The organism is Pseudarthrobacter sp. NCCP-2145 (assembly GCF_023708005.1).
Taxonomy (GTDB): domain Bacteria; phylum Actinomycetota; class Actinomycetes; order Actinomycetales; family Micrococcaceae; genus Arthrobacter; species Arthrobacter oxydans.
Genome location: NZ_BRCG01000007.1, coordinates 124,497 through 145,932 on the forward strand (window position 1 = coordinate 124,497; position 21,436 = coordinate 145,932).

The 21,436-nt window shown below is 62.5% G+C and carries 32 protein-coding genes; 28 read left to right on the plus strand and 4 right to left on the minus strand.

The features are described 5' to 3' along the window. Positions 1 to 26: 26 nt before the first annotated feature. Positions 27 to 1,463, minus strand: a complete 1,437-nt coding sequence (locus tag NFU08_RS08220; RefSeq protein ID WP_174176736.1) for a GH1 family beta-glucosidase — start codon at positions 1,461 to 1,463, stop codon at positions 27 to 29. 411 nt (positions 1,464 to 1,874) lie between these two features. On the opposite strand from NFU08_RS08220, the gene rpsJ reads away from it, so the two are divergent. From rpsJ to map, 23 genes are all read left to right on the plus strand, one after another. After that, complete coding sequence (gene rpsJ, locus NFU08_RS08225) at positions 1,875 to 2,183, plus strand: 30S ribosomal protein S10 (RefSeq protein WP_003803825.1); 309 nt, start codon at positions 1,875 to 1,877, stop codon at positions 2,181 to 2,183. 17 nt (positions 2,184 to 2,200) lie between these two features. Next, positions 2,201 to 2,851 carry a 50S ribosomal protein L3 gene (gene rplC, locus NFU08_RS08230; protein ID WP_251422143.1) on the plus strand — a complete coding sequence of 217 codons (651 nt, stop codon included), beginning with the start codon at positions 2,201 to 2,203 and terminating at the stop codon, positions 2,849 to 2,851. Between the two features lie 4 nt (positions 2,852 to 2,855). Then, the gene (rplD, locus tag NFU08_RS08235) at positions 2,856 to 3,479 is read left to right on the plus strand and encodes a 50S ribosomal protein L4 (protein WP_174176734.1); all 624 of its coding nucleotides are present in this window, start codon (positions 2,856 to 2,858) and stop codon (positions 3,477 to 3,479) included. Further along, positions 3,476 to 3,781: a 50S ribosomal protein L23 gene (gene rplW / locus NFU08_RS08240; RefSeq protein WP_102975110.1), complete on the plus strand. Its 306-nt coding sequence runs from the start codon at positions 3,476 to 3,478 to the stop codon at positions 3,779 to 3,781. The genes rplD and rplW overlap by 4 nt, the downstream gene beginning before the upstream one ends. Positions 3,782 to 3,810: 29 nt before the next feature. After that, positions 3,811 to 4,650: a 50S ribosomal protein L2 gene (gene rplB / locus NFU08_RS08245; RefSeq protein WP_066277871.1), complete on the plus strand. Its 840-nt coding sequence runs from the start codon at positions 3,811 to 3,813 to the stop codon at positions 4,648 to 4,650. Between the two features lie 12 nt (positions 4,651 to 4,662). Then, positions 4,663 to 4,944 (plus strand): 30S ribosomal protein S19, encoded by a 282-nt coding sequence (gene rpsS, locus NFU08_RS08250; protein ID WP_003803803.1) that lies wholly within the window; start codon positions 4,663 to 4,665, stop codon positions 4,942 to 4,944. A 38-nt stretch (positions 4,945 to 4,982) separates the two neighbouring features. Then, positions 4,983 to 5,348: a 50S ribosomal protein L22 gene (gene rplV / locus NFU08_RS08255; protein ID WP_009358304.1), complete on the plus strand. Its 366-nt coding sequence runs from the start codon at positions 4,983 to 4,985 to the stop codon at positions 5,346 to 5,348. Continuing rightward, on the plus strand, positions 5,349 to 6,182 hold the full coding sequence (gene rpsC, locus NFU08_RS08260) for a 30S ribosomal protein S3 (RefSeq protein ID WP_013601830.1): 834 nt from the start codon (positions 5,349 to 5,351) through the stop codon (positions 6,180 to 6,182). Beyond that, positions 6,183 to 6,599 (plus strand): 50S ribosomal protein L16, encoded by a 417-nt coding sequence (gene rplP, locus NFU08_RS08265; RefSeq protein ID WP_013601829.1) that lies wholly within the window; start codon positions 6,183 to 6,185, stop codon positions 6,597 to 6,599. A gap of 2 nt (positions 6,600 to 6,601) precedes the next feature. Further along, the gene (gene rpmC / locus NFU08_RS20835) at positions 6,602 to 6,946 is read left to right on the plus strand and encodes a 50S ribosomal protein L29 (protein WP_066277868.1); all 345 of its coding nucleotides are present in this window, start codon (positions 6,602 to 6,604) and stop codon (positions 6,944 to 6,946) included. Beyond that, complete coding sequence (rpsQ, locus tag NFU08_RS08275) at positions 6,943 to 7,248, plus strand: 30S ribosomal protein S17 (RefSeq protein ID WP_013601827.1); 306 nt, start codon at positions 6,943 to 6,945, stop codon at positions 7,246 to 7,248. The genes rpmC and rpsQ overlap by 4 nt, the downstream gene beginning before the upstream one ends. Positions 7,249 to 7,915: 667 nt before the next feature. After that, positions 7,916 to 8,284, plus strand: a complete 369-nt coding sequence (rplN, locus tag NFU08_RS08280) for a 50S ribosomal protein L14 (RefSeq protein WP_009358299.1) — start codon at positions 7,916 to 7,918, stop codon at positions 8,282 to 8,284. A 3-nt stretch (positions 8,285 to 8,287) separates the two neighbouring features. Beyond that, on the plus strand, positions 8,288 to 8,650 hold the full coding sequence (gene rplX / locus NFU08_RS08285) for a 50S ribosomal protein L24 (protein ID WP_102975106.1): 363 nt from the start codon (positions 8,288 to 8,290) through the stop codon (positions 8,648 to 8,650). Beyond that, the gene (gene rplE, locus NFU08_RS08290; RefSeq protein ID WP_102975105.1) at positions 8,650 to 9,231 is read left to right on the plus strand and encodes a 50S ribosomal protein L5; all 582 of its coding nucleotides are present in this window, start codon (positions 8,650 to 8,652) and stop codon (positions 9,229 to 9,231) included. Before rplX ends, rplE begins: the two co-directional genes overlap by 1 nt. Positions 9,232 to 9,325: 94 nt before the next feature. Continuing rightward, positions 9,326 to 9,724 carry a 30S ribosomal protein S8 gene (gene rpsH, locus NFU08_RS08295; RefSeq protein ID WP_041652213.1) on the plus strand — a complete coding sequence of 133 codons (399 nt, stop codon included), beginning with the start codon at positions 9,326 to 9,328 and terminating at the stop codon, positions 9,722 to 9,724. 18 nt (positions 9,725 to 9,742) lie between these two features. After that, the gene (gene rplF, locus NFU08_RS08300) at positions 9,743 to 10,279 is read left to right on the plus strand and encodes a 50S ribosomal protein L6 (RefSeq protein ID WP_104184331.1); all 537 of its coding nucleotides are present in this window, start codon (positions 9,743 to 9,745) and stop codon (positions 10,277 to 10,279) included. A gap of 2 nt (positions 10,280 to 10,281) precedes the next feature. Continuing rightward, positions 10,282 to 10,665 carry a 50S ribosomal protein L18 gene (gene rplR / locus NFU08_RS08305; RefSeq protein ID WP_079596676.1) on the plus strand — a complete coding sequence of 128 codons (384 nt, stop codon included), beginning with the start codon at positions 10,282 to 10,284 and terminating at the stop codon, positions 10,663 to 10,665. Further along, a complete protein-coding gene (rpsE, locus tag NFU08_RS08310; protein ID WP_174176732.1) occupies positions 10,662 to 11,384 on the plus strand; it encodes a 30S ribosomal protein S5 in 723 nt (240 codons plus the stop codon). Before rplR ends, rpsE begins: the two co-directional genes overlap by 4 nt. Positions 11,385 to 11,386: 2 nt before the next feature. Next, the gene (gene rpmD, locus NFU08_RS08315) at positions 11,387 to 11,593 is read left to right on the plus strand and encodes a 50S ribosomal protein L30 (RefSeq protein ID WP_174176730.1); all 207 of its coding nucleotides are present in this window, start codon (positions 11,387 to 11,389) and stop codon (positions 11,591 to 11,593) included. Continuing rightward, positions 11,594 to 12,082 (plus strand): 50S ribosomal protein L15, encoded by a 489-nt coding sequence (gene rplO, locus NFU08_RS08320; protein ID WP_174176728.1) that lies wholly within the window; start codon positions 11,594 to 11,596, stop codon positions 12,080 to 12,082. A 214-nt stretch (positions 12,083 to 12,296) separates the two neighbouring features. Beyond that, complete coding sequence (secY, locus tag NFU08_RS08325) at positions 12,297 to 13,607, plus strand: preprotein translocase subunit SecY (protein WP_174176726.1); 1,311 nt, start codon at positions 12,297 to 12,299, stop codon at positions 13,605 to 13,607. 5 nt (positions 13,608 to 13,612) lie between these two features. After that, positions 13,613 to 14,182, plus strand: coding sequence for an adenylate kinase (locus NFU08_RS08330; protein WP_251422250.1), 570 nt, complete (start codon positions 13,613 to 13,615; stop codon positions 14,180 to 14,182). A 70-nt stretch (positions 14,183 to 14,252) separates the two neighbouring features. Further along, a complete protein-coding gene (map, locus tag NFU08_RS08335; protein WP_251422146.1) occupies positions 14,253 to 15,080 on the plus strand; it encodes a type I methionyl aminopeptidase in 828 nt (275 codons plus the stop codon). Between the two features lie 108 nt (positions 15,081 to 15,188). Here map and NFU08_RS08340 read toward each other — a convergent pair whose 3' ends face one another. From NFU08_RS08340 to NFU08_RS08350, 3 genes are all read right to left on the minus strand, one after another. Next, positions 15,189 to 16,532, minus strand: coding sequence for an ABC transporter substrate-binding protein (locus NFU08_RS08340; protein ID WP_251422149.1), 1,344 nt, complete (start codon positions 16,530 to 16,532; stop codon positions 15,189 to 15,191). A 73-nt stretch (positions 16,533 to 16,605) separates the two neighbouring features. Further along, entirely contained in the window at positions 16,606 to 17,526 is a 921-nt protein-coding gene (locus NFU08_RS08345) for a carbohydrate ABC transporter permease (protein WP_174176720.1), read from the minus strand. Further along, positions 17,523 to 18,479 (minus strand): carbohydrate ABC transporter permease, encoded by a 957-nt coding sequence (locus NFU08_RS08350; RefSeq protein WP_251422152.1) that lies wholly within the window; start codon positions 18,477 to 18,479, stop codon positions 17,523 to 17,525. Before NFU08_RS08350 ends, NFU08_RS08345 begins: the two co-directional genes overlap by 4 nt. A gap of 239 nt (positions 18,480 to 18,718) precedes the next feature. Here NFU08_RS08350 and NFU08_RS08355 point away from each other — a divergent pair, with 239 nt between their 5' ends. The 5 genes from NFU08_RS08355 (at position 18,719) to rpsK (ending at position 21,359) form a co-directional block, all read left to right on the plus strand. After that, entirely contained in the window at positions 18,719 to 19,768 is a 1,050-nt protein-coding gene (locus NFU08_RS08355; RefSeq protein WP_251422156.1) for a P1 family peptidase, read from the plus strand. Between the two features lie 171 nt (positions 19,769 to 19,939). After that, positions 19,940 to 20,161 (plus strand): translation initiation factor IF-1, encoded by a 222-nt coding sequence (gene infA / locus NFU08_RS08360; protein WP_009358723.1) that lies wholly within the window; start codon positions 19,940 to 19,942, stop codon positions 20,159 to 20,161. Positions 20,162 to 20,231: 70 nt separating this feature from the next. Then, positions 20,232 to 20,345 carry a 50S ribosomal protein L36 gene (gene rpmJ, locus NFU08_RS08365; protein WP_009358722.1) on the plus strand — a complete coding sequence of 38 codons (114 nt, stop codon included), beginning with the start codon at positions 20,232 to 20,234 and terminating at the stop codon, positions 20,343 to 20,345. 183 nt (positions 20,346 to 20,528) lie between these two features. Further along, on the plus strand, positions 20,529 to 20,903 hold the full coding sequence (gene rpsM, locus NFU08_RS08370) for a 30S ribosomal protein S13 (protein ID WP_003803743.1): 375 nt from the start codon (positions 20,529 to 20,531) through the stop codon (positions 20,901 to 20,903). A gap of 54 nt (positions 20,904 to 20,957) precedes the next feature. Beyond that, entirely contained in the window at positions 20,958 to 21,359 is a 402-nt protein-coding gene (gene rpsK, locus NFU08_RS08375; protein WP_018760435.1) for a 30S ribosomal protein S11, read from the plus strand. Positions 21,360 to 21,436: the final 77 nt, after the last annotated feature.

Here is a 21,436-nt window from a genome sequence, read left to right on the forward strand (position 1 = left end):
TACCGCGGCAGGCAGGGACACCTCGGCTACGCGCCCTTGGCTTTCCGTGCCCGGCTGAGTGCCTGGTACCAGTAGAAGGACTTTTTTGGGGTTCTTTCCTGCGTCTCAAAGTCGACATGGACCAACCCGAATCTTTGGGAGTAGCCTGCCGCCCATTCGAAGTTGTCCATCAGGGTCCACACATAGTAGCCGCGCAGGTCCACGCCGGCGGCGATCCCGCCGGGGGCTGTTGCGTCGAGGGCAGCGCCCAGGTGCGTCGCCAGGTACGTTACCCGTTCCTCGTCCGCCAAAGTTCCCGAGACGGTGTCCGGTTCCGGGAAGCTGGCACCGCCCTCGGTGATGTATACCGGGGGGAGGGCATCGCCGTAGCGGTCGTGAAGTTCCTTCAGCAGGACGCCCAGATGGTCCGGGGCCACCGGCCACCCGAACCCGGTGCTGCTGTATTCCGGATAGCCCACCTCATGGAACGGCAGCCTTGCCACCGCTTTATGCACGTCCGCGGGTATGGACGCCGACCCCTTGCCGAGCGCCACCTTCACCGGGAAGTAGTAGTTGAGGCCGTAGAAGTCCAGGGGCTGGTGGATGGTGCGCAGGTCGGCGTCGGAAATTTTCCCGATGGACCGAAGCCAGGGTTTGGCGTACAGGGGGAGCGAAGGGTAGCGGCCCAGGAGCACTGGATCCGCGTAGATCCTGTTCATGAGCAGGTCGTAGAGGTGCGCCACCAGCCGGTCGCCGATCTTTCGGCTTGCCGGCCGGACGGGGGCATGGAGGTTGGTGACGCCGATGCCGCCTGACACCCCGGCAGCGCGCAGGGCCTGCGCACCCAGCCCGTGGGCCAGCAACTGGTGGTGGATGGAGGGGAGGGCATCGAACATCAGCGCATGGCCGGGGGCGTGGACGCCGAGGGCATAGCCGTTCAGTGTCACGGATACCGGTTCATTCAGCGTGACCCACTGCGCCACGCGGTCCCCGAAACGCTCGCCGGCCGCACTGGCGTAGTCCCCAAAGCGTTCGGCGGTCTCGCGGTTCAGCCAGCCGCCGCGGTGTTCCAGCGGCAGCGGCGTGTCCCAATGGTAGAGAGTGGCCATGGGGGAGACCCCGGCAGCGAGGAGCTGATCGAGCAGCCGGTCGTAAAAGTCCAGGCCCTCCTTGTTGAACGCCCCCCGCCCGTCGGGCTGGATCCGCGGCCAGGACAGCGAAAACCGGTAGGAGTCCACGCCAAGGTCCTGGAGCAGCGCAACGTCCTCCGGCAACCTGTTGTAGTGGTCGCACGCCACGGCGGGGGAGTGACCGTCCATAATGGCCCCGGGCTTCTCGGCGAAGGCGTCCCAGCCAGAGGGGCCGCGGCCGCCGTCGGTCAGTGCACCCTCAATCTGGAAGGCCGCTGCCGCAACCCCCAGGGTGAACGACGGCGGCATGCGGTTCGCCAGTTGGGTCGCCGATTCAGTGCTTTCCAGAGTCATTCCCCTATCATCCATTCGGAAATGTCCGTGGGCAATGTTCCTGCCAGGGGCACCGGGCAGGACGCTCCTGACGGGACGGATTCGCTTCTGGTCATAAATTCCGGCATACTAGATGAGTTGTTCAAGCGCTTCTTCGTGTCCCGATCCGGATAATGCCGGGTGTCAGGGTCCAAGTGGAAGACCAAACATAACCCACTCCCCATGGATAGCGGATTTGTATGCGTGAAAAGCGCGACACGCCCGACCGCGGGGGTCGGTTGCGCCGGCAAGGTGAGGAACCCGGATTCATCCGGATTCAGTTTGTGCGGCGGGTGGTAGTTACGACTTCAAATGCTTCGGCAGCCATACAACGAGAAATGAACAGGGCAGCCCTAACCAGGGGAAGCACAGACTGAAAGAGAGTCAGGCGACATGGCGGGACAAAAAATCCGCATCCGGCTGAAGTCATACGACCACGAGGTCATTGACGTTTCAGCACGGAAGATCGTTGAGACGGTCACGCGCGCAGGCGCAACGGTAGTGGGCCCCGTGCCGCTGCCGACGGAGAAGAACGTGTACTGCGTGATCCGCTCTCCGCACAAGTACAAGGACAGCCGCGAGCACTTTGAAATGCGCACGCACAAGCGTCTTATCGACATCATCGATCCCACGCCGAAGGCTGTTGACTCGCTCATGCGTCTCGACCTGCCGGCTGACGTGAACATCGAAATCAAGCTGTAGGGAGGTGCTGAGAGACTATGACCGCAACCCGTAACGTAAAGGGCCTGCTGGGCACGAAGCTCGGCATGACCCAGGTCTGGGACGAGAACAACAAGCTCATCCCCGTCACTGTGGTCCAGGCAGATTCGAACGTCATCACCCAGCTGCGCAACGCAGAAGCTGATGGCTACGTCGCCGTTCAGATCGGCTACGGCCAGATCGATCCCCGCAAGGTCACCAAGCCGTTGGCTGGTCACTTTGAAAAGGCAGGCGTCACGCCTCGCCGCCACGTCGTCGAACTCCGTACCGCAGATGCTGCTGAGTACGAGCTGGGCCAGGAGCTCTCCGTAGAGGTCTTCGAAGCCGGCCAGAAGATCGACGTCATCGGCACCACCAAGGGTAAGGGCTTCGCCGGTGTTATGAAGCGTCACGGCTTCCACGGCGTTGGAGCTTCCCACGGTGCCCACAAGAACCACCGTAAGCCCGGTTCAATCGGTGGCGCATCCACCCCGAGCCGCGTCTTCAAGGGCATGAAAATGGCCGGCCGCATGGGCGCCGTTCGTCACACCACGCTGAACCTCACGGTCCACGGGGTTGACGTCGAGAAGTCGCTGCTCCTTATCAAGGGTGCCGTCCCCGGCGCCCGCGGCCAGGTCGTCCTCGTACGCACCGCCGTGAAGGGAGCCTAGTTCAATGGCTAACACTGTCCAGGTTGACCTGCCTGCAGAGATCTTCGACGTTCAGACCAACGTGCCGCTGCTGCACCAGGTTGTCGTTGCCCAGCTCGCTGCTGCTCGCCAGGGTACCCACAAGACCAAGACCCGCGCTGAAGTTTCCGGTGCAGGACGCAAGCCGTTCAAGCAGAAGGGCACCGGCCGCGCCCGTCAGGGTTCCATCCGTGCTCCGCACATGACCGGCGGTGGCATTGTCCACGGTCCCACCCCGCGTGACTACAGCCAGCGCACCCCCAAGAAGATGATTGCTGCCGCCCTCCGCGGTGCACTGTCTGACCGGGCACGCAACGGCCGTATCCACGTCGTCGCCGAGCTGGTAGAAGGCACCAAGCCCTCCGCCAAGGCTGCACTTGCAGCGCTGCGCGGTGTTTCCGACCGCAAGAACCTGCTGGTCGTCATCGAGCGCGCCAACGATGTTGCCGCACTGTCCGTGCGCAACCTCGCCGGTGTTCACGTTCTGTACGCAGACCAGCTGAACACCTACGACGTTCTCGTCTCCGATGACGTTGTCTTCACCAAGGCTGCCTACGACGCATTCGTTGCCGGCAAGGCAGTGGCAAAGAATGAGGAGGATGCCAAGTGAGTGCAGCCACCATCAAGGATCCCCGCGACGTCGTGCTTGCACCCGTCGTGTCGGAAAAGAGCTACGGCCTGATCGACGAGGGCAAGTACACCTTCCTGGTGGACCCCCGTTCGAACAAGACCGAGATCAAGCTGGCCGTGGAGAAAATCTTCTCCGTCAAGGTCGACTCGATCAACACCATCAACCGTGCCGGTAAGCGCAAGCGCACCAAATTCGGATGGGGTACCCGCAAGAACACCAAGCGTGCGATTGTCACCCTCAAAGAAGGCACCATCGACATCTTCGGCGGTCCGCTCTCGTAGCGGAGACCACTTTAACGAGGAAATAAATTATGGGAATCCGTAAATACAAGCCGACTACCCCGGGCCGTCGTGGCTCGAGCGTAGCGGACTTCACCGAAATCACGCGGTCGACGCCGGAAAAGTCGTTGGTACGTCCGCTGCCCAAAAAGGGCGGCCGTAACAACACCGGTAAGATCACCACCCGTCACAAGGGTGGCGGACACAAGCGCCAGTACCGTCTGATCGACTTCCGTCGTCACGACAAGGACGGCGTGGACGCCCGCGTTGCTGAAATTGAGTACGATCCGAACCGTACGGCTCGCATCGCCCTCCTGCACTACGTTGATGGCACCAAGCGTTACATCATCGCCCCGAACAAGCTGTCCCAGGGTGACTTCGTAGAGGCCGGCGCCAACGCTGACATCAAGCCTGGCAACAACCTGCCCCTGCGTAACATCCCCGTGGGTACCGTTATCCACGCAGTTGAACTGCGTCCGGGTGGCGGCGCCAAGATGGGCCGCTCCGCCGGCGCATCGATCCAGCTCGTTGCAAAGGAAGGCCGTTTCGCCCAGCTGCGTCTGCCTTCCGGCGAAATCCGCAACGTTGACGTGCGCTGCCGCGCAACCGTCGGCGAGGTCGGCAACGCCGAGCAGTCGAACATCAACTGGGGCAAGGCCGGCCGCATGCGCTGGAAGGGCGTCCGCCCGACCGTCCGTGGTGTCGCCATGAACCCGGTTGACCACCCGCACGGTGGTGGTGAGGGTAAGACGTCCGGTGGACGTAACCCCGTCAACCCCAACGGTCAGCGGGAAGGCCGCACCCGCCGCCCCAACAAAGAGAGCGACAAGCTTATTGTTCGTCGCCGTCGTACTGGCAAGAACAAGCGATAGGAGCCTGGACACATGCCACGCAGCCTGAAAAAAGGTCCTTTCGTCGACCAGCACCTCTTTGTGAAGGTAGCCAGGGAAAACGAAAAGGGCACCAAGAACGTCATCAAGACCTGGTCCCGCCGTTCGATGATCATCCCCGACATGCTCGGACACACGATCGCCGTACACGACGGACGCAAGCACATCCCGGTGTTTGTCACTGAGTCGATGGTCGGGCACAAGCTCGGCGAATTCGCTCCCACGCGGACATTCCGCGGCCATGTCAAGGACGACCGTAAGGGCAAGCGCCGCTAGGCGCCTGCACTTACGTCAAAGACGAGAGAAGGAAAGCAATGGAAGCCAAGGCAATTGCGCGCCACATCCGCGTAACGCCTATGAAGGCCCGGCGCGTCGTCAACCTTGTTCGTGGATTGCAAGCGAATGAGGCTCTGGCAATTCTGAAGTTTGCCCCCCAGGCAGCTTCAGAGCCGGTATTCAAGGTAGTACAGTCGGCAATCTCCAACGCCCGGGTCCTCGCGGACCGTGACGGCGTTGCGTTTGACGAAGGTGACCTCATCATCAGCGAAGCGTTTGTTGATGAAGGCCCGACCATGAAGCGGTTCCAGCCGCGTGCCCAGGGTCGCGCATTTCAGATCAAGAAGCGCACCAGCCACATCACCGTGGTAGTCGCTACCCCGGAGAAAGAGGAGGCTCGCTAAGTGGGACAGAAAGTAAACCCGCACGGGTTCCGACTCGGCATCACCACCGATCACGTATCGCACTGGTTCGCTGACAGCACCAAGGCCGGCCAGCGGTACAAGGACTTCGTTCGCGAAGACATCCGCATCCGCCAGCTCATGTCCACGGGCATGGAGCGCGCCGGTATCGCCAAGGTTGAGATCGAGCGCACCCGTGACCGCGTCCGCGTGGACATCCACACGGCCCGTCCCGGCATCGTCATCGGCCGCCGCGGAGCAGAAGCAGACCGCATCCGCGGCGAGCTCGAAAAGCTCACCGGCAAGCAGGTCCAGCTGAACATCCTCGAGGTCAAGAACCCCGAGATGGAGGCACAGCTTGTTGCCCAGGGCGTTGCTGAGCAGCTGACTTCACGTGTGGCATTCCGCCGTGCGATGAAGAAGGCCATGCAGTCCGCGCAGCGTGCAGGTGCCAAGGGCATCCGTATCGCCTGCTCGGGTCGACTGGGTGGCGCTGAAATGTCCCGCTCGGAGTTCTACCGCGAAGGCCGTGTGCCCCTGCACACCCTCCGTGCGAACATCGACTACGGCTTCTACGAAGCCAAGACCACCTTCGGCCGCATCGGTGTGAAGGTCTGGATCTACAAGGGTGACGTCACCGCCAAGGAACTGGCCCAGCAGGCCGCTTCCGCCCCGTCCCGCGGACGCTCCGGCGACCGTCCGGGCCGCCCGGGTGGCGCTGACCGTGGTGACCGCCGCCGTCGTAACGACCGCCCGGCCGCCGACGCAGCTCCTGCTGCAGAGGCTCCGGCAGCTGAGGCTGCACCTGCTGCAGCTGTAGAAGGAGGACAGGCTTAAATGCTTATCCCACGTCGAGTCAAGCACCGTAAGCAGCACCACCCGGGTCGTTCCGGCGCTGCTACGGGCGGCACCAAGGTCTCCTTCGGTGAGTACGGCATCCAGGCCCTGAGCCCGGCATACGTCACCAACCGTCAGATCGAGTCTGCCCGTATTGCGATGACCCGCCACATCAAGCGTGGCGGTAAGGTCTGGATCAACATCTACCCGGACCGTCCCCTGACCAAGAAGCCTGCCGAAACCCGCATGGGTTCCGGTAAGGGTTCACCGGAATGGTGGGTCGCAAACGTCAAGCCGGGCCGGGTTCTCTTCGAGATCTCCGGTGTCGAGGAATCGGTAGCCCGCGAGGCACTGCGCCTGGCAATCCACAAGCTCCCGTTGAAGGCACGCATTCTGCGTCGCGAAGGTGGTGAATAGAAATGGCAGTAGGATCCAAGGATCTGGCTCCCGCACAGCTGGACGGTTTCGACAACGAGCGTCTCGTTGAAGAACTCCGCAAGGCCAAGGAAGAGCTGTTCAACCTGCGTTTCCAGTCCGCCACCGGACAGCTGGAGAACCACGGTCGGCTGCGCGCGGTAAAGAAGGACATCGCCCGCATCTACACCGTTCTCCGTGAGCGCGAGCTGGGCATTCGTGCCGAGGTTGCCGCACCGGTTGTGGAAGCCAAGGAAGAAAAGAAGTCCAAGAAGGCAGCAACCAAGAAGGCCCCCAAGGCTGAGGCCCCCAAGGCTGAAACGGTTGAGACCGAGGAGGATGCCAAGTGAGTGAAAAGGACGAGAACGTGACGGAAACTGCTACCGCAGCCACGGCTGAGCAGCGCGGTTACCGCAAGACGCGTCGCGGCTACGTGGTCTCTGACAAGATGGAAAAGACCATCGTTGTCCAGGTTGAGGACCGCGTGAAGCACGCCCTGTACGGCAAGGTCATCCGCCGTACCTCCAAGGTCAAGGCACACGATGAGAACAACACCGCCGGCATCGGCGACCTGGTTGTCATCGCTGAGACCCGCCCGCTGTCCGCCACCAAGAACTGGCGGCTCGTGGAAATCCTCGAGAAGGCCAAGTAGCACCTGCTGCTTCGGTATCCGGAAACCCCTGTTCCCTTTGGGAGCGGGGGTTTCCGCGTTAACCGGGGGAGTGCTTCGTCGGGGTGCCGTCCTGGGGCCGTCACGCCGGGCACTTTTCCGGGGAGCGCACGACGGCGGCGCCGCTTCTTTGCGGGGGAGCGTCCCCTGTGGTGCGCCGAAAGGCTGCCGTGCGTGACGCCGTCGTCCGCCCCCCGACGCTCTCTCACTTAACGTCGGCATTTCCCGATCGCTCTCTCACCTACCGTCGGCTTTTCCTGAACGCTCTTTCACTCTCCTGCGAGCGGCCAGCGGGAGTGAGAGATGGTTTGCCCAAAAGGTGCAGGGAGTGAGAGGGGGCTGGCGGTGTTGCGGGGGAGCGCCGCCGGTGATATGGGGACTGGCCCGAACTGTGCTAGGATATTGAGTTTGTATGGCGCCTTTCGTGCGCCGTCATCAACCTCGTAAACAAGCGTGCCCCGGCATAGTGCCCCCTTGCGCCCAGGACTGGTCCTGGACCGGATGGGAGCAACTGCTTCTGGCACGGGAGTTTAGGCCTGGTCTGGCAAAATCCAGGCAGGTCAAGAGACACCCCGATCAACCGTTCCGCAAGGCTCATTCCGTAGGAAGATTTTCGGTCTGAGAACCGGCGCGACGCAAGGAGTAAATAGTGATTCAGCAGGAGTCGCGACTCAAGGTCGCCGACAACACGGGTGCTAAGGAAATCCTTACCATTCGCGTTCTCGGTGGATCTGGCCGTCGCTACGCAGGCATCGGTGACGTCATTGTCGCCACCGTCAAGGATGCAATCCCGGGCGGCAACGTAAAGAAGGGCGATGTTGTCAAGGCAGTCATCGTCCGTACCAAGAAGGAACGCCGCCGTGCGGATGGTTCCTACATCAAGTTTGACGAGAACGCAGCTGTGATCCTGAAGGGCGACGGTGACCCCCGCGGTACCCGTATCTTCGGACCGGTTGGTCGTGAACTCCGTGACAAGAAGTTCATGAAGATCGTTTCTCTGGCTCCGGAGGTGCTCTAGTCCATGGCTTCTAAGATCAAGAAGGGTGACCTCGTTCAGGTCATCACTGGTGCCAAGGCTGAGCGCGGCGGCGACCGCGGCAAGCAGGGCAAGGTCCTGCGCGTGTTCACCGACACCAACCGCGTGTTGGTTGAAGGCGTCAACCGCGTAACCAAGCACACGAAGGTCGGTCAGTCGCAGCGCGGCACCAAGACCGGTGGCATCGAGGTTGTTGAAGCCCCGATCCACATCTCCAACGTGGCCCTGGTTGACCCGTCCACCAAGAAGCCCACCCGCGTTGGCTTCCGCACTGAAACCGTTGAGCGTAACGGCAAGCAGCGCGAAGTCCGCATCCGCGTGGCCAAGAGCTCAGGGAAGGACATCTAATGACTGAGACTCTCGAGACTCCGGCAACGAAGATCGTTCCTCGTCTGAAGACCAAGTACGCAGAATCCATCAAGAGCACGCTCATTGAGGAATTCAAGTACCAGAACGTCAACCAGGTTCCCCGCCTCGTGAAGGTCGTTGTGAACATGGGTGTTGGAGACGCCGCCAAGGACTCCAAGCTGATCGACGGCGCTGTCCGCGACCTCACCCAGATCACCGGCCAGAAGCCGCAGGTAACCAAGGCCCGCAAGTCGATCGCACAGTTCAAGCTGCGCGAAGGCATGCCCATCGGTGCACACGCTACCCTGCGTGGCGACCGCATGTGGGAATTCCTGGATCGTCTTGTCACCCTGGCACTGCCCCGTATCCGCGACTTCCGCGGACTCTCCGGCAAGCAGTTCGATGGCAACGGCAACTACACCTTCGGTCTGACCGAGCAGGTTATGTTCCACGAAATCGACCAGGACAAGATCGACCGCGTCCGCGGTATGGACATCACGGTTGTTACCACTGCCAAGACCGATGACGAAGGCCGCGCGCTGCTCAAGGCGCTTGGTTTCCCGTTCAAGGCCGAAGACTAATCTAACTACGTAAAAGGTCCGGCGGCATGGCTTCTGACTCCGGTCAGGAAAGCAGCACCGCGGAAACCGTTACGAGGAAGGGCACGAGCCCACCATGACAATGACAGATCCTGTCGCAGACATGCTTACGCGTCTGCGCAATGCAAACTCGGCATACCACGACACCGTGACCATGCCGTACAGCAAGCTCAAGGCACGCGTTGCCGACATCCTCAAGGCTGAAGGCTTCATTGCCGGCTGGAAGGAAGAGGACGCTGAGGTTGGCAAGAAGCTGACCATCGAGCTCAAGTTCGGACCGAACCGCGAGCGTTCAATCGCTGGTGTTCGCCGTATCTCCAAGCCGGGCCTGCGTGTTTACGCAAAGTCCACCAACCTGCCGCACGTGCTCGGTGGCCTGGGTGTCGCAATCCTGTCCACCTCTTCCGGCCTCCTGACTGATAAGCAGGCCGGCAAGAAGGGCGTGGGCGGCGAAGTCCTCGCGTACGTCTGGTAACGGGAAAGGAAGAGAATAATGTCACGTATTGGACGTCTCCCCATCACCGTTCCTGCCGGCGTTGAGGTCAAGGTTGACGGCTCTGTCGTCAGCGTCAAGGGCACCAAGGGCGAGCTGAACCACACTGTGGCCAGCCCGATCGAGGTCACCCTGGATGCAGACACCCTGACTGTCGCCCGCCCGAACGACGAGCGCGCCTCCCGTTCACTCCACGGCCTGACCCGCACCCTGATCTCCAACATGATCGAGGGCGTCACCAAGGGCTACGAGAAGAAGCTTGAAATCGTCGGTACCGGTTACCGCGTTCAGGCCAAGGGATCCGACCTGGAGTTCGCTCTTGGTTACAGCCACCCGGTCAGCGTCACCGCCCCGGACGGCATCACCTTTGCAGTTGAGACCCCGACCAAGCTCTCTGTTTCAGGTATCAACAAGCAGCAGGTCGGCGAGGTTGCTGCCAACATTCGCAAGCTGCGGAAGCCGGACCCCTACAAGGGCAAGGGCATCCGTTACGCCGGCGAAGTCATCCGCCGCAAGGTCGGAAAGGCTGGTAAGTAACCATGGCCATCTCAATTAACAAGAAGCGTACGAACAAGAGCAAGTCTGCTTCGCGCAGCCGCCGCCAGCTTCGTATCCGTAAGCGCATCTCCGGTACGGCTGTACGTCCGCGTCTGGTCGTCAACCGTTCCGCACGCCACGTATTCGTCCAGGTTGTCGATGACACCAAGGGCCTGACCGTAGCGAGCGCCTCCACTCTGGAAGCCGACCTTCGTGCATTCGACGGTGACAAGACCGCCAAGGCCAAGCGCGTTGGCGAACTGGTTGCCGAGCGTGCCAAGGCTGCCGGTATCGAAGCCGTTGTCTTCGACCGCGGTGGTAACAAGTACCACGGCCGGATCGCCGCCGTCGCTGACGGTGCACGTGAAGGTGGGCTGTCACTGTGACGGAAGCAAACAAGGAAAAGGACACTGTGTCTGCAGATCAGAAGGCTACTGAAGCCACAGCTGCCGCTGAGACCACTGCCCCCGCAGCTGCCGACGACCGCCGTGGCGGCGCTCGTCGCGGCGAGCGTGGCGACCGTGGCCAGGGCCGCGGCGACCGTGGTGGCCGTGGCGGCCGCGACGGCGGCCGTGAAGCCGAGAAGAGCCAGTTCGTAGAGCGCGTCGTCACCATCAACCGCGTTTCCAAGGTGGTCAAGGGTGGTCGTCGCTTCAGCTTCACCGCCCTGGTCGTCGTCGGTGACGGTAACGGCATGGTCGGCGTTGGCTACGGCAAGGCTAAGGAAGTTCCTGCCGCAATCGCGAAGGGCGTTGAAGAAGCTAAGAAGTCCTTCTTCCGCGTTCCCCGCGTTGGCAGCACCATCCCGCACCGCGTTCAGGGTGAGGCTGCTGCCGGCGTCGTAATGCTGCGTCCGGCATCCGCCGGTACCGGTGTTATCGCCGGTGGCCCGGTCCGTGCAGTACTGGAGTGCGTGGGCATCCACGACATCCTCTCCAAGTCGCTCGGTTCCTCGAACGCCATCAACATCGTTCACGCGACCGTTGATGCCCTGAAGCGCCTCGAAGAGCCGGCAGCAGTGGCAGCACGCCGCGGCCTGCCCCTCGACGAGATCGCTCCGGCGGCTCTGGTGAAGGCACTCCTGAACCCGAAGGCAGGTGCCTAGTTATGGCTAAGAACCTGGTTCCCTCCGACGTCCAGTTGGAGATCACTCAGATCAAGTCCGCCATTGGCGGCAAGCAGAACCAGCGCGACACCCTGCGGTCCCTCGGCCTGAAGCGTATCGGACAGACCGTTGTCCGCACCGCTGATGCCGTGACCGTGGGAATGCTCAACACGGTTCCGCACCTGGTAAAGGTAGAGGAGGCGAAGTAAATGGCAGAGAAGAAAACTGCTGACAAGGCACAGGCTGCTGAGAAGCAGAACGCCCTGAAGGTTCACCACCTGCGTCCCGCCCCGGGTGCCAAGACCGCCAAGACCCGTGTTGGTCGTGGTGAAGCATCCAAGGGTAAGACCGCTGGCCGTGGCACGAAGGGTACTGCAGCCCGCTACCAGATCAAGGCTGGCTTTGCCGGCGGCCAGCTGCCGCTGCACATGCGCCTGCCGAAGCTGCGCGGCTTCAAGAACCCGTTCCGGGTTGAGTTCCAGGTTGTAAACCTGGACAAGCTCAACGAGCTGTTCCCCGAAGGTGGCGCAGTCACCGTGGAGAACCTGGTCGAAAAGGGTGCCGTTCGCAAGAACCAGCCCGTCAAGGTGCTGGGCACCGGCGACATCACCGTCAAGGTAGACGTCACCGCCCACGCATTCTCGGCCAGCGCCGCTGAGAAGATTGCCGCAGCAGGCGGAAGCACCACCGCTCTCTAGAGCCGGTGGGCGCCAAGCCCGTTGTTGAACTCCCGGTCCTGGGGCTACCGCCCCGGGACCGGGAGTTTTTCCATCCGCCCGCCGTTTTTTCGCCGCCATCCGGCGCAGCGGCGCCACCGCGGATTGTTCGCAGGGCGCATACACCCGTTAGACTCGGTTGTCGGGATTTATAGATCCCCATCACACCACTCTTATTCACACCACAGGAGGACGCTTGCTTAGCGCATTTGGCCGGGCCTTTCGCACGCCTGATCTGCGACGCAAGTTGTTGTTCACGCTGGGAATCATCACCATTTTCCGCTTGGGTGCTTTCATTCCCTCGCCTGGTGTGAACTACCAGAATGTCCAGCAATGCTTGCAGAACGGTCAGACGGCAGAGGGGCTGTACCAGCTCGTTAACCTGTTCAGCGGCGGCGCGTTGCTCCAGGTGTCCATCTTCGCGCTGGGCATCATGCCGTACATCACGGCCAGCATCATCGTCCAGCTGCTCCGGGTGGTCATTCCCCGGTTCCAGCAGCTCTACGAAGAGGGCGCTTCGGGGCAGTCCAAACTGACCCAGTACACCCGCTACCTCACCATTGCACTGGGCCTGCTCAACGCCACCACCCTGGTATCGCTTGCCCGTTCCGGGCAGCTGCTGCCGGGCTGTAACCTGCCGATCATTCCTGACAGCAGCGTTATCACCACCATCCTGCTCATCATCACCCTGACGGCCGGCACCGGCTTGATCATGTGGATGGGCGAGCTCGTGACGGAGAAGGGCGTGGGCAACGGTATGTCCCTGCTCATCTTCACGTCCATCGCCGCCACGTTCCCCACCTCCCTGGGCGCCATCTGGAGCTCGCAGGGTCCCGGAACCTTCTTCATTGTCCTCGCGGTCGGCCTGCTCACCGTGGCACTGGTTGTCTTCGTTGAGCAGTCGCAGCGCAGGGTTCCGGTGCAGTACGCCAAGCGGATGATTGGCCGCCGCACCGTGGGCGGCACCAGCACCTACATCCCCATCAAGGTGAACATGGCCGGTGTTATCCCGGTGATCTTCGCTTCCTCAATGCTCTACCTCCCGGGCCTGATTGCGCAGTTCAACCAGCCCAGGCAGGGCGAGCAGCTCCAGCCGTGGGTCGAATGGATCAACAACAACCTGGTCCGCGGCGACCAGCCGATCTATATGGTGCTGTACTTTGCCATGATCGTGTTCTTTACCTACTTCTATGTCGCGATCACCTTCAACCCTGAAGAGGTCTCGGACAACATGAAGAAGTACGGCGGCTTCATCCCGGGTATCCGCGCGGGCAAGCCGACCGCTGACTATCTGCAGTACGTGCTCTCCAGGATCACCCTCCCCGGAGCCCTGTACCTGGGCTTCGTGGCGCTGATCCCGCTGGTTGCACTGGTGCTGATCAACGCAAACCAGAACTTCCCGTTCGGTGGCACCTCGATCCTGATCATGGTGGGCGTTGGCCTGGAGACCGTCAAGCAGATTGATGCGCAGCTACAACAACGTCACTACGAAGGGCTTTTGCGATGACGAGAATGCTGATTATTGGACCTCCCGGTTCCGGAAAAGGAACGCAGGCGGAGCGGATTTCAGAGCGCCTCGGCGTTGTGGCGATCTCCACCGGCGACATCTTCCGCGCCAACGTGAAGGGCGAGACGCCGCTTGGCATCGAGGCCAAGAAGTACATGGACAACGGCGACTTCGTTCCGGACAGCGTCACCAACAAGATGGTGCGGGACCGGCTCAGCGAGTCCGACGTCGAAACCGGCTTCCTGCTGGACGGCTACCCCCGCACCACCGCCCAGGTGGACTACCTGGACGAGATCCTCGCCAAGGGTGAGGAAAAGCTCGACGTCGTCCTGCAGCTCACTGCCGACGATGAGGAACTGGTCCACCGCCTGCTCGGCCGGGCCAAGGAAACGGGCCGGAGCGACGACAACGAAGCCGTCATCCGCCACCGCCTTGACCTCTACCACGAGCAGACCGAAGCCGTGGTGGCGAAGTACGCCGAACGCGGCATCCTCACCCAGGTGGATGGCATCGGCCCCATCGACGAGGTCACCGACCGCGTCATGGAAGCCATCAAGGCTGCCCAGGCAGCCTGACCCAGGCACAGCTTTTCCGAGGCTCCTCCCGGTAGACGGGAGGAGCCTCAGCCATTTGAAAGGAAACACCATGGCCTTTGGCCAGCCCCGTATCGAATACAAGACCAACGCCCAGATGCGCACCATGCACGAGGCAGGACTGGTCCTGAGCCGTGCACTGGACGCAGCCGTCGCCGCCGCAGTGCCCGGAGCCACCACCAAGCACCTCGACGACGTCTTCGCCGCTGTCCTGAACGAAGCGGGCGCAAAGTCCAACTTCCTTGGCTACCACGGCTTTCCGGCCACCATCTGCACCTCGGTCAACGAGGAAGTGGTCCACGGCATCCCGGGCAGCCGGGTCCTCAACGACGGGGACATCATCTCGATTGACGGCGGCGCGATCGTGGACGGCTGGCACTCCGATTCAGCGAGGACCGTCATCGTAGGCACGGCCGACCCGGAGGACCAGCGCCTCTCGGACGTGACGCGCGCGGCGATGTGGCACGGCATTGCCGCGCTGGCCACCGGAAAGCACGTGGGCGACATCGGGGCTGCAATCGACGACTACGTCTCGTCCGTTCCCGGCAAACCGCTCGGGATCCTCGAGGACTATGTGGGCCACGGCATCGGTTCCGAAATGCATATGGCCCCCGACGTGCTGAACTACCGCACCACCCACCGCGGCCCCAAGATCAAGCCGGGACTGTGCTTGGCGATCGAGCCCATGCTGGTCCGCGGGGGCATCGAAACCGCGGTCCTGGAAGACGACTGGACCGTGGTCACCACCGACGGCAAGCGGTCCTGCCAGTGGGAGCACTCCGTTGCGGTCCACGAGAAGGGCATCTGGGTGCTGTCAGCGCCCGACGGCGGCGCGGAGCACCTGGTGCCGCTGGGCGTGACGCCCGTACCCGTCCCGTAGCCCCGGGCCCACGGACCTCCAGTCCGTGGACTGCCAGCCCACGCAGAAGCGCCGGCTGCCGTTGTCATCCCCACAACGGCAGCCGGCGCTTCTTCCTTAAGGAGACACTCAGCCGAGCTTCGGCTTGACGTCCTTTTCGTAGATGCCCTCCAGCGTTTTCTTCAGGCTGGTCATGGTGGACTTCACGTCCGCCTGCTGGGTGAGGATGGCCGCGGCGGCCTTGGCCAGTTCCTGGTCGGCGCCCGGGAGGAACACCCGGGCATTGTCCTGGACCCGCGTCACGGCCAGCTGGTCCACGGCGGTCTGGATCTGTGGGGTCTGGGCCAGGACCGCTTTCATGTCCGCCGACTCGCGGGTGGGCATGTAGCCGGTGGCAGCCGAGAAGGCTGCGCTGTTTTCCGGCTCGGTCATGAACTTCAGGAACGTGCCGGCCGCCAGCTGCTCCTCCTTGGTGATGCCGCTGGGGATGCCCAGGCCGGCGCCGCCGGTGGGGCAGACGTTGGTCTCGGCCTTCGGTCCGCCGGGCAGGAAGCCCACACCCACGTTGAACGGTGCGGACTTCAGCACGCCCAGGAGGGACCCGGTGGAGGAGATCGTGGACGAGGTCAGCCCGGCGGAGAAGTCGTCGGCAGCTTCCTTGGAGGAGACGCCGGCCCAGCCGTTCTTGTAGATCGAGTCCTGGGCCCACTGCAGCGCCTCAATGGATTCGGGCGAATCGCAGGTGATCTCCCACTCCTTGGACCAGGAGCCGCCCCAGCCCCACAGGTTGTTTTGCAGGGTCCAGCCCGCGTAGCCCGCCAACGCCGGGTAGATATAGGCGTACTGCGCGCCTGAGCTGGCCTTCAGCTTGGGCGCCCATTCGCCAAACTCCTGCCAGGTCTTGGGTGCCCGGTCCGGCAACCCGGCGGCCTGGAAGTGGTCCTTGTTGTAGTAGAACAGGGGAGTTGAGCGCCCGTAGGGCAGGGCCCATTGCTTGTCGTTGTACTTGTAGTCGTCCACGAGTGACTTCCGGAAATCGTCCAGCTTGATGTCCAGCTGCTTCACGAGGGCGTCCACCGGGATGATGCTGCCGTTGGTGAAGTAGCGGAACCACCACACATCGGAGAGGACCACAACGCCCGGGAGGCCTGATTTGGCCGCCTGCGAGGTCTGGAACTTCTGCGCGATTTCCTCGTAGTTCGCGCCGGCCGTCACCAGGTTGACCCGGATGTCCGGGAACTTGGCGTGGAACTTTTCGATAATGGCCTTTTCGACGTCCTGCGACTTGCCGGGGTGGTTGGACCAGAAGTCGATTTTCGCGGCCGGCTTCACTCCACTGAAGTCGAGTTCCGCCGCTTCGCTCGCCACGGGGGTGCCGCTCGTTGACGGGCCGCCGCAGGCTGCCAGGGCAGCGGCCGACGCCGTGACCCCGGCGAGTCCCAGGAAGTGCCTCCGATCGAGGTGCTGTGTCATTGCAGGTCCTTTCGTTGGATACCACATTGAGGAGTTGGGTGCTTCTTCTGTGATGAACGACGGCGGCACGGGCTTACCCGGTGACGCTGCCCTGGGTGAGCCCGGCGACGATGTAACGCTGGAGGGCTGCGAAGACGATCAGGATGGGGACGATCACCAGGACGGCGCCGGCCATGAGGATGCCCCAACCGGAGGCGTTGCTCTCGGAATTCTGGAGCAGCGTCAGGCCCACCGGCAGGGTCATGGTGTCGGGACGGTCCGTGATGATCAGCGGCCAGATGTACTCGTTCCACTCGCTGACGATGGTCACCAGCGCCACCGTGGCGATAGAGGGAACGGAGATGGGAACCACGATGCGCCACAGCCGTCGCCAGTGGCCTGCGCCATCGATTTCCGCGGACTCGAGGATGGAGTTGGGCAGGGTGAGGAAGTGCTGCCGCAGGAGGAAGGTGCCGAAGGCCGTTCCGAGGCCCGGGAGGATGATGCCCCACAGGGTGTTTTTCCCGCCCATCCCCGAAATCAGGATGTAGTTGGGCAGGATGGACACCTGGGGCGGCACCATCAGAGCCACCAGGATGAGCATGAAAATGACGTTCTTGAACGGGAACCGGACGAACACCAGGGCATAGGCCGTAAGGATGGCAAGGACCACCTTGACGCTGGCGCCCGCGGCCGTGACGATGGCGCTGTTAAGGAAGAACTGGCCGAAGGGCACGGTTGTCATGGCGATCTGGTAGTTCTGCAGGTTGAGGCCTTCCGGCAGGATCTCCAGATCCATGGTGATGATTTCACCGGGCTGCTTGAACGAGCTGAGCACCATCCACAGCAGCGGCAGGAACACCACCAGGGTTGCCAGGATCAGGGGGACGTACCCGCCCAGGACGGCCTGCACCAGGTTCCGCCGGGAGAATGGACGGTCCCGCGGGATCACGGGGTCCGGGGCCTGCGTGGGCGGGGCCGTGGGGTCCGGGTTGACCGGTGACAGGGAGCTCACGAGTAGTGCACCTTCCGTTCCACAAACCGCAGTTGGAACACGGTGATCACCAGGAGGATCGCGAACAGGATCACCGAGATGGCCGCGGAATAGCCGGCCCGGTTGAAGGCGCCGAAGGCCTGGAGGTAGGCCTCGTAGATCAGGGTGCTGGTGCCGGTTCCCAGCGGCGTCATGATCCTGATCAGGTCAAAGGCCTGCAGTGAACTGAGCAAGCTGGTGATCAGCAGGAAGAACGTGGTGGGGGACAGGAGCGGCAGGGACATGGTGATGAACCGCCGGAATCCGTTGGCGCCGTCAAGGGAGGCTGCCTCCATGACATCCTGCGGCAGGGACTGGAGCCCTGCCAGGTACACCACTGCGCAGTACCCCAGGTTTTTCCAGACGTACACCAGGATGACCATGACCAGGGAAAGCTGGGGGTCGTTGATCCACTGCGGGCTCTGCTGGCCGAAGCCCCGGAGCAGCCAGGCCAGGACGCCGTAGCCGGGATCGAAGATGAAGAGCCACACCAGGCCCACGCCGACGCCGGACAGGACGTAGGGGGCGAACACCGCCGAGCGGGCGAACGTGGTTCCCCGGACTTTCGCATTCAGCGCCAGGGCGATGAGCAGTCCCAAAATCATGGATCCACCCACGGTGACCACCGTGAAGATCGCCGTGGTGCCCAGTACCTTGGAGGCGTCGTCGCTGGTGAAGAAGGTGACGTAGTTGTTGATGCCCACCACCGTGGCTGACGGTGACCCCAGGGTCCAGTCCAGCGTGGAGTAGTAGATGTTGCTGACCAGTGGCCGGTACGTGAAGACGGCGATCAGCACCAGGTTGGGCAGAGCGAGGGCAAGGAACACGAAGAAGTCCCGCCGGGTTCTCTGCGTCCAGCGCCGGCGTTTTGGGGCGGCGGCCGGTCCGGGCTTCGTGGGCTTGGTGGACGGATGGGGTGCGAGTTGACGGGTCATGCGGTCTCTCACGGGATTCGTGCCTGCTCGTGGCCGGCCGTGGTCGGGGGAGTCTAGCCATTACTTCACCACATGGTCAGTAGGCAGAAAGCCGCAAGTGTCCTCGCCAAAGGACTGTTATCCGAGGCTTCGTTGCCCGTTAACGCTGTGTTGCCTGCAGTCTTGCACAAAGTTTGTTTGAAAGGCAGGGACCCGCCCGTATTCATCCGTTTGCTGGTCAAAAGGGCAGAATGGGTGCCATGGGAGCAATCACTGACGTGCCGGGAGTCCGGGTGGGGCACCAGCAGAAGTCCGGTGACGGCTGGCTGACTGGCGTCACGGTTGTCCTGCCGCCACCGGGGACCTGCGGGTCCGTGGATGTCCAGGGCGGCGGACCTGCCACCCATGAAACAGATGCCTTGGATCCCACCACGCTCGTGAGCGCCGTGGACGCCGTTGTCCTCACCGGGGGCAGCGCCTACGGCCTTGCCTCCGCCGCCGGTGCCCAGCGCTGGTGCGAGGAGAACGGCCGCGGGTTCGCCGTGCCCGGGGGAGTGGTTCCTATCGTGCCGGCAGCCGCAATCTTCGACCTCGGCAGGGGCGGGGACTTCTCGGCACGTCCGACGGCGGACATGGGGTACGCGGCAACCGCCGCCGCTGCGGCGCAAACGGAAGGGCACGACGTCGGACGCGGCAACGTGGGTGCCGGCACCGGCGCCGTCATGGCCCGCACGTACAAGGGCGGCGTCGGGACTGCCTCTGTGACGCTGGAGAACGGCGTGGTGGTAGGGGCGATCGCAGTCGTCAATGCTCTCGGACTGCCATTGACTCCGCCGGGAAATCGCGAACCCTCCGCGCGCTCGGTCGTTCCGCCCCACGAGCCCCCTAACCTCGCAAGCTCGGCCAGGGAACCCGGCTCGCGTGGGCCCACCTTAGACGCGCGCTTCCGGGTTCCCGATTCCCCTTCAGGGGGTGCGGCCCCGCCACCCCTCAATACCACCCTTGTTGTGGTGGCTACCAATGCTGTCCTTGATGTGGCCGAGTGCAAGCGGACTGCAGCTGCATCACATGCTGGTATTGCGAGGGCCCTGAATCCCAGCCACACCCTGGCTGACGGGGACACCGTATTTTGCCTTGCAACCGGAGCCGTGGCACTCGACCGCTCGGACGAAGCCGCCCGGCAGGTCAGCCTTATTACCCTCCAGAGTGCGGCAGCCGACGTCGTACGTTCGGCCATCCTTGACGGCGTGGCCAGCGCGGAAGCCGTCAGCACTCCGGCCGGTGATTATGGTGTGTTTGGCGCCCGGTAGGTTACCATTGCCGATTTAACTTTTTCAGCGATACAGAGTAGTGTTGCTTGTTGGTTGTCTGGACTGCCACGCCCTTTTGGGTCTGGAACCGGCAATCGATCCAACCAAAACGTTCGTGGCCATGTCCGGTGCAATCCGGCGGGGCTGCGGCAACAACAGTTAGCGGAGGGTATGGCCAAGAAGGACGGGGTCATTGAGATCGAAGGCGTTGTGACCGAGGCGCTGCCTAACGCGATGTTTCGCGTTGAGCTCACCAACAAGCACATCGTTCTGGCACACATCTCTGGAAAGATGCGTCAGCACTACATCCGAATCCTCCCTGAGGACCGCGTAGTGGTGGAGCTGAGCCCGTACGACCTCACCCGTGGTCGTATCGTCTACCGCTACAAGTAAATTGCTGGGCGGCTCCAGTGCGAGCTGGCTGCCGCTCCAGTTGACCAACTGTTACACGCAAAGGAATGCCATGAAGGTCAAGCCGAGCGTCAAGCAGATCTGCGAAAAGTGCAAAGTGATCCGCCGTAATGGCCGGGTCATGGTGATCTGCGAGAACCCGCGCCACAAGCAGCGCCAGGGCTAATTCCCTTCATCGGGAAATCCTGGGTTGCTAACCCACGCAAGTAAATAAAGGCAGCACAAGCTGATCTGGAACATTTAGCTCGAAAGAGTCCGGACAGCTAACCCCCGGTCGGAGGCTGGGGCCGCACGGAACGTGCGGGTGTACTGCCTACGACCTCCGGTTTATTCAAGGAGTACTGCCACTATGGCTCGTCTCGCTGGCGTAGACATTCCCCGCGAAAAGCGGCTGGAAATTGCGCTTACTTACATCTACGGCGTGGGCAAGACCCGTGCACACGAAACCCTGGCTGCCACTGGCATCAGCGCCGACGTTCGCGTCAAGGACCTGACTGATGCACAGCTGGTTGAGCTGCGTGACTACATTGAAGGCAACTACAAGGTTGAGGGTGACCTTCGCCGCGAAGTAGCAGCAGATATCCGCCGCAAGGTTGAAATCGGCAGCTACGAAGGCCTGCGCCACCGCAAGGGCCTGCCCGTACGCGGACAGCGTACGAAGACCAACGCCCGTACCCGCAAGGGCCCGAAGCGCACCGTCGCCGGCAAGAAGAAGGCCCGTTAAAATCCCGCTCGGGATTAACGGACTTTTCCCCAATAACTTTCTGTAGGAGAAATAATGCCCCCGAAGACTCGTGGCGCGGTTCGCAAGCCGCGTAAGAAGGACAAGAAGAATATCGCGCTTGGCCAGGCGCACATCAAGAGCACGTTCAACAACACCATCGTTTCCATCACGGATCCGAGCGGCGCTGTTATCTCTTGGGCTTCCTCAGGTGAGGTTGGCTTCAAGGGCTCGCGTAAGTCCACCCCGTTCGCAGCCCAGATGGCTGCCGAAGCTGCTGCCAAGCGTGCCCAGGAGCACGGCATGCGCAAGGTTGACGTTTTCGTCAAGGGACCGGGTTCCGGACGCGAGACCGCGATCCGTTCGCTGCAGGCCGCAGGCCTCGAGGTTGGCTCCATCCAGGACGTCACCCCCGCTGCGCACAACGGCTGCCGCCCGCCGAAGCGCCGCCGCGTCTAAGGCTTCCGACGCCGCATGAGCTTGCCCGGACCGCTGATGGTCCGGGCAAGCCCAGCGCGTTAAGTCTTCAGACCGAA

What these genes read in the sequence shown, in the direction of transcription:
- NFU08_RS08220 (WP_174176736.1), bottom strand. Translation starts at nt 1,463, where the DNA reads ATGACTCTGGAAAGCACTGAATCGGCGACCCAACTGGCGAACCGCATG.
- rpsJ (WP_003803825.1), top strand. Translation starts at nt 1,875, where the DNA reads ATGGCGGGACAAAAAATCCGCATCCGGCTGAAGTCATACGACCACGAG.
- rplC (WP_251422143.1), top strand. Translation starts at nt 2,201, where the DNA reads ATGACCGCAACCCGTAACGTAAAGGGCCTGCTGGGCACGAAGCTCGGC.
- rplD (WP_174176734.1), top strand. Translation starts at nt 2,856, where the DNA reads ATGGCTAACACTGTCCAGGTTGACCTGCCTGCAGAGATCTTCGACGTT.
- rplB (WP_066277871.1), top strand. Translation starts at nt 3,811, where the DNA reads ATGGGAATCCGTAAATACAAGCCGACTACCCCGGGCCGTCGTGGCTCG.
- rpsS (WP_003803803.1), top strand. Translation starts at nt 4,663, where the DNA reads ATGCCACGCAGCCTGAAAAAAGGTCCTTTCGTCGACCAGCACCTCTTT.
- rplV (WP_009358304.1), top strand. Translation starts at nt 4,983, where the DNA reads ATGGAAGCCAAGGCAATTGCGCGCCACATCCGCGTAACGCCTATGAAG.
- rplP (WP_013601829.1), top strand. Translation starts at nt 6,183, where the DNA reads ATGCTTATCCCACGTCGAGTCAAGCACCGTAAGCAGCACCACCCGGGT.
- rpmC (WP_066277868.1), top strand. Translation starts at nt 6,602, where the DNA reads ATGGCAGTAGGATCCAAGGATCTGGCTCCCGCACAGCTGGACGGTTTC.
- rplX (WP_102975106.1), top strand. Translation starts at nt 8,288, where the DNA reads ATGGCTTCTAAGATCAAGAAGGGTGACCTCGTTCAGGTCATCACTGGT.
- rplE (WP_102975105.1), top strand. Translation starts at nt 8,650, where the DNA reads ATGACTGAGACTCTCGAGACTCCGGCAACGAAGATCGTTCCTCGTCTG.
- rpsH (WP_041652213.1), top strand. Translation starts at nt 9,326, where the DNA reads ATGACAATGACAGATCCTGTCGCAGACATGCTTACGCGTCTGCGCAAT.
- rplF (WP_104184331.1), top strand. Translation starts at nt 9,743, where the DNA reads ATGTCACGTATTGGACGTCTCCCCATCACCGTTCCTGCCGGCGTTGAG.
- rplR (WP_079596676.1), top strand. Translation starts at nt 10,282, where the DNA reads ATGGCCATCTCAATTAACAAGAAGCGTACGAACAAGAGCAAGTCTGCT.
- rpmD (WP_174176730.1), top strand. Translation starts at nt 11,387, where the DNA reads ATGGCTAAGAACCTGGTTCCCTCCGACGTCCAGTTGGAGATCACTCAG.
- rplO (WP_174176728.1), top strand. Translation starts at nt 11,594, where the DNA reads ATGGCAGAGAAGAAAACTGCTGACAAGGCACAGGCTGCTGAGAAGCAG.
- NFU08_RS08330 (WP_251422250.1), top strand. Translation starts at nt 13,613, where the DNA reads ATGCTGATTATTGGACCTCCCGGTTCCGGAAAAGGAACGCAGGCGGAG.
- map (WP_251422146.1), top strand. Translation starts at nt 14,253, where the DNA reads ATGGCCTTTGGCCAGCCCCGTATCGAATACAAGACCAACGCCCAGATG.
- NFU08_RS08340 (WP_251422149.1), bottom strand. Translation starts at nt 16,532, where the DNA reads ATGACACAGCACCTCGATCGGAGGCACTTCCTGGGACTCGCCGGGGTC.
- NFU08_RS08350 (WP_251422152.1), bottom strand. Translation starts at nt 18,479, where the DNA reads ATGACCCGTCAACTCGCACCCCATCCGTCCACCAAGCCCACGAAGCCC.
- NFU08_RS08355 (WP_251422156.1), top strand. Translation starts at nt 18,719, where the DNA reads ATGGGAGCAATCACTGACGTGCCGGGAGTCCGGGTGGGGCACCAGCAG.
- infA (WP_009358723.1), top strand. Translation starts at nt 19,940, where the DNA reads ATGGCCAAGAAGGACGGGGTCATTGAGATCGAAGGCGTTGTGACCGAG.
- rpmJ (WP_009358722.1), top strand. Translation starts at nt 20,232, where the DNA reads ATGAAGGTCAAGCCGAGCGTCAAGCAGATCTGCGAAAAGTGCAAAGTG.
- rpsM (WP_003803743.1), top strand. Translation starts at nt 20,529, where the DNA reads ATGGCTCGTCTCGCTGGCGTAGACATTCCCCGCGAAAAGCGGCTGGAA.
- rpsK (WP_018760435.1), top strand. Translation starts at nt 20,958, where the DNA reads ATGCCCCCGAAGACTCGTGGCGCGGTTCGCAAGCCGCGTAAGAAGGAC.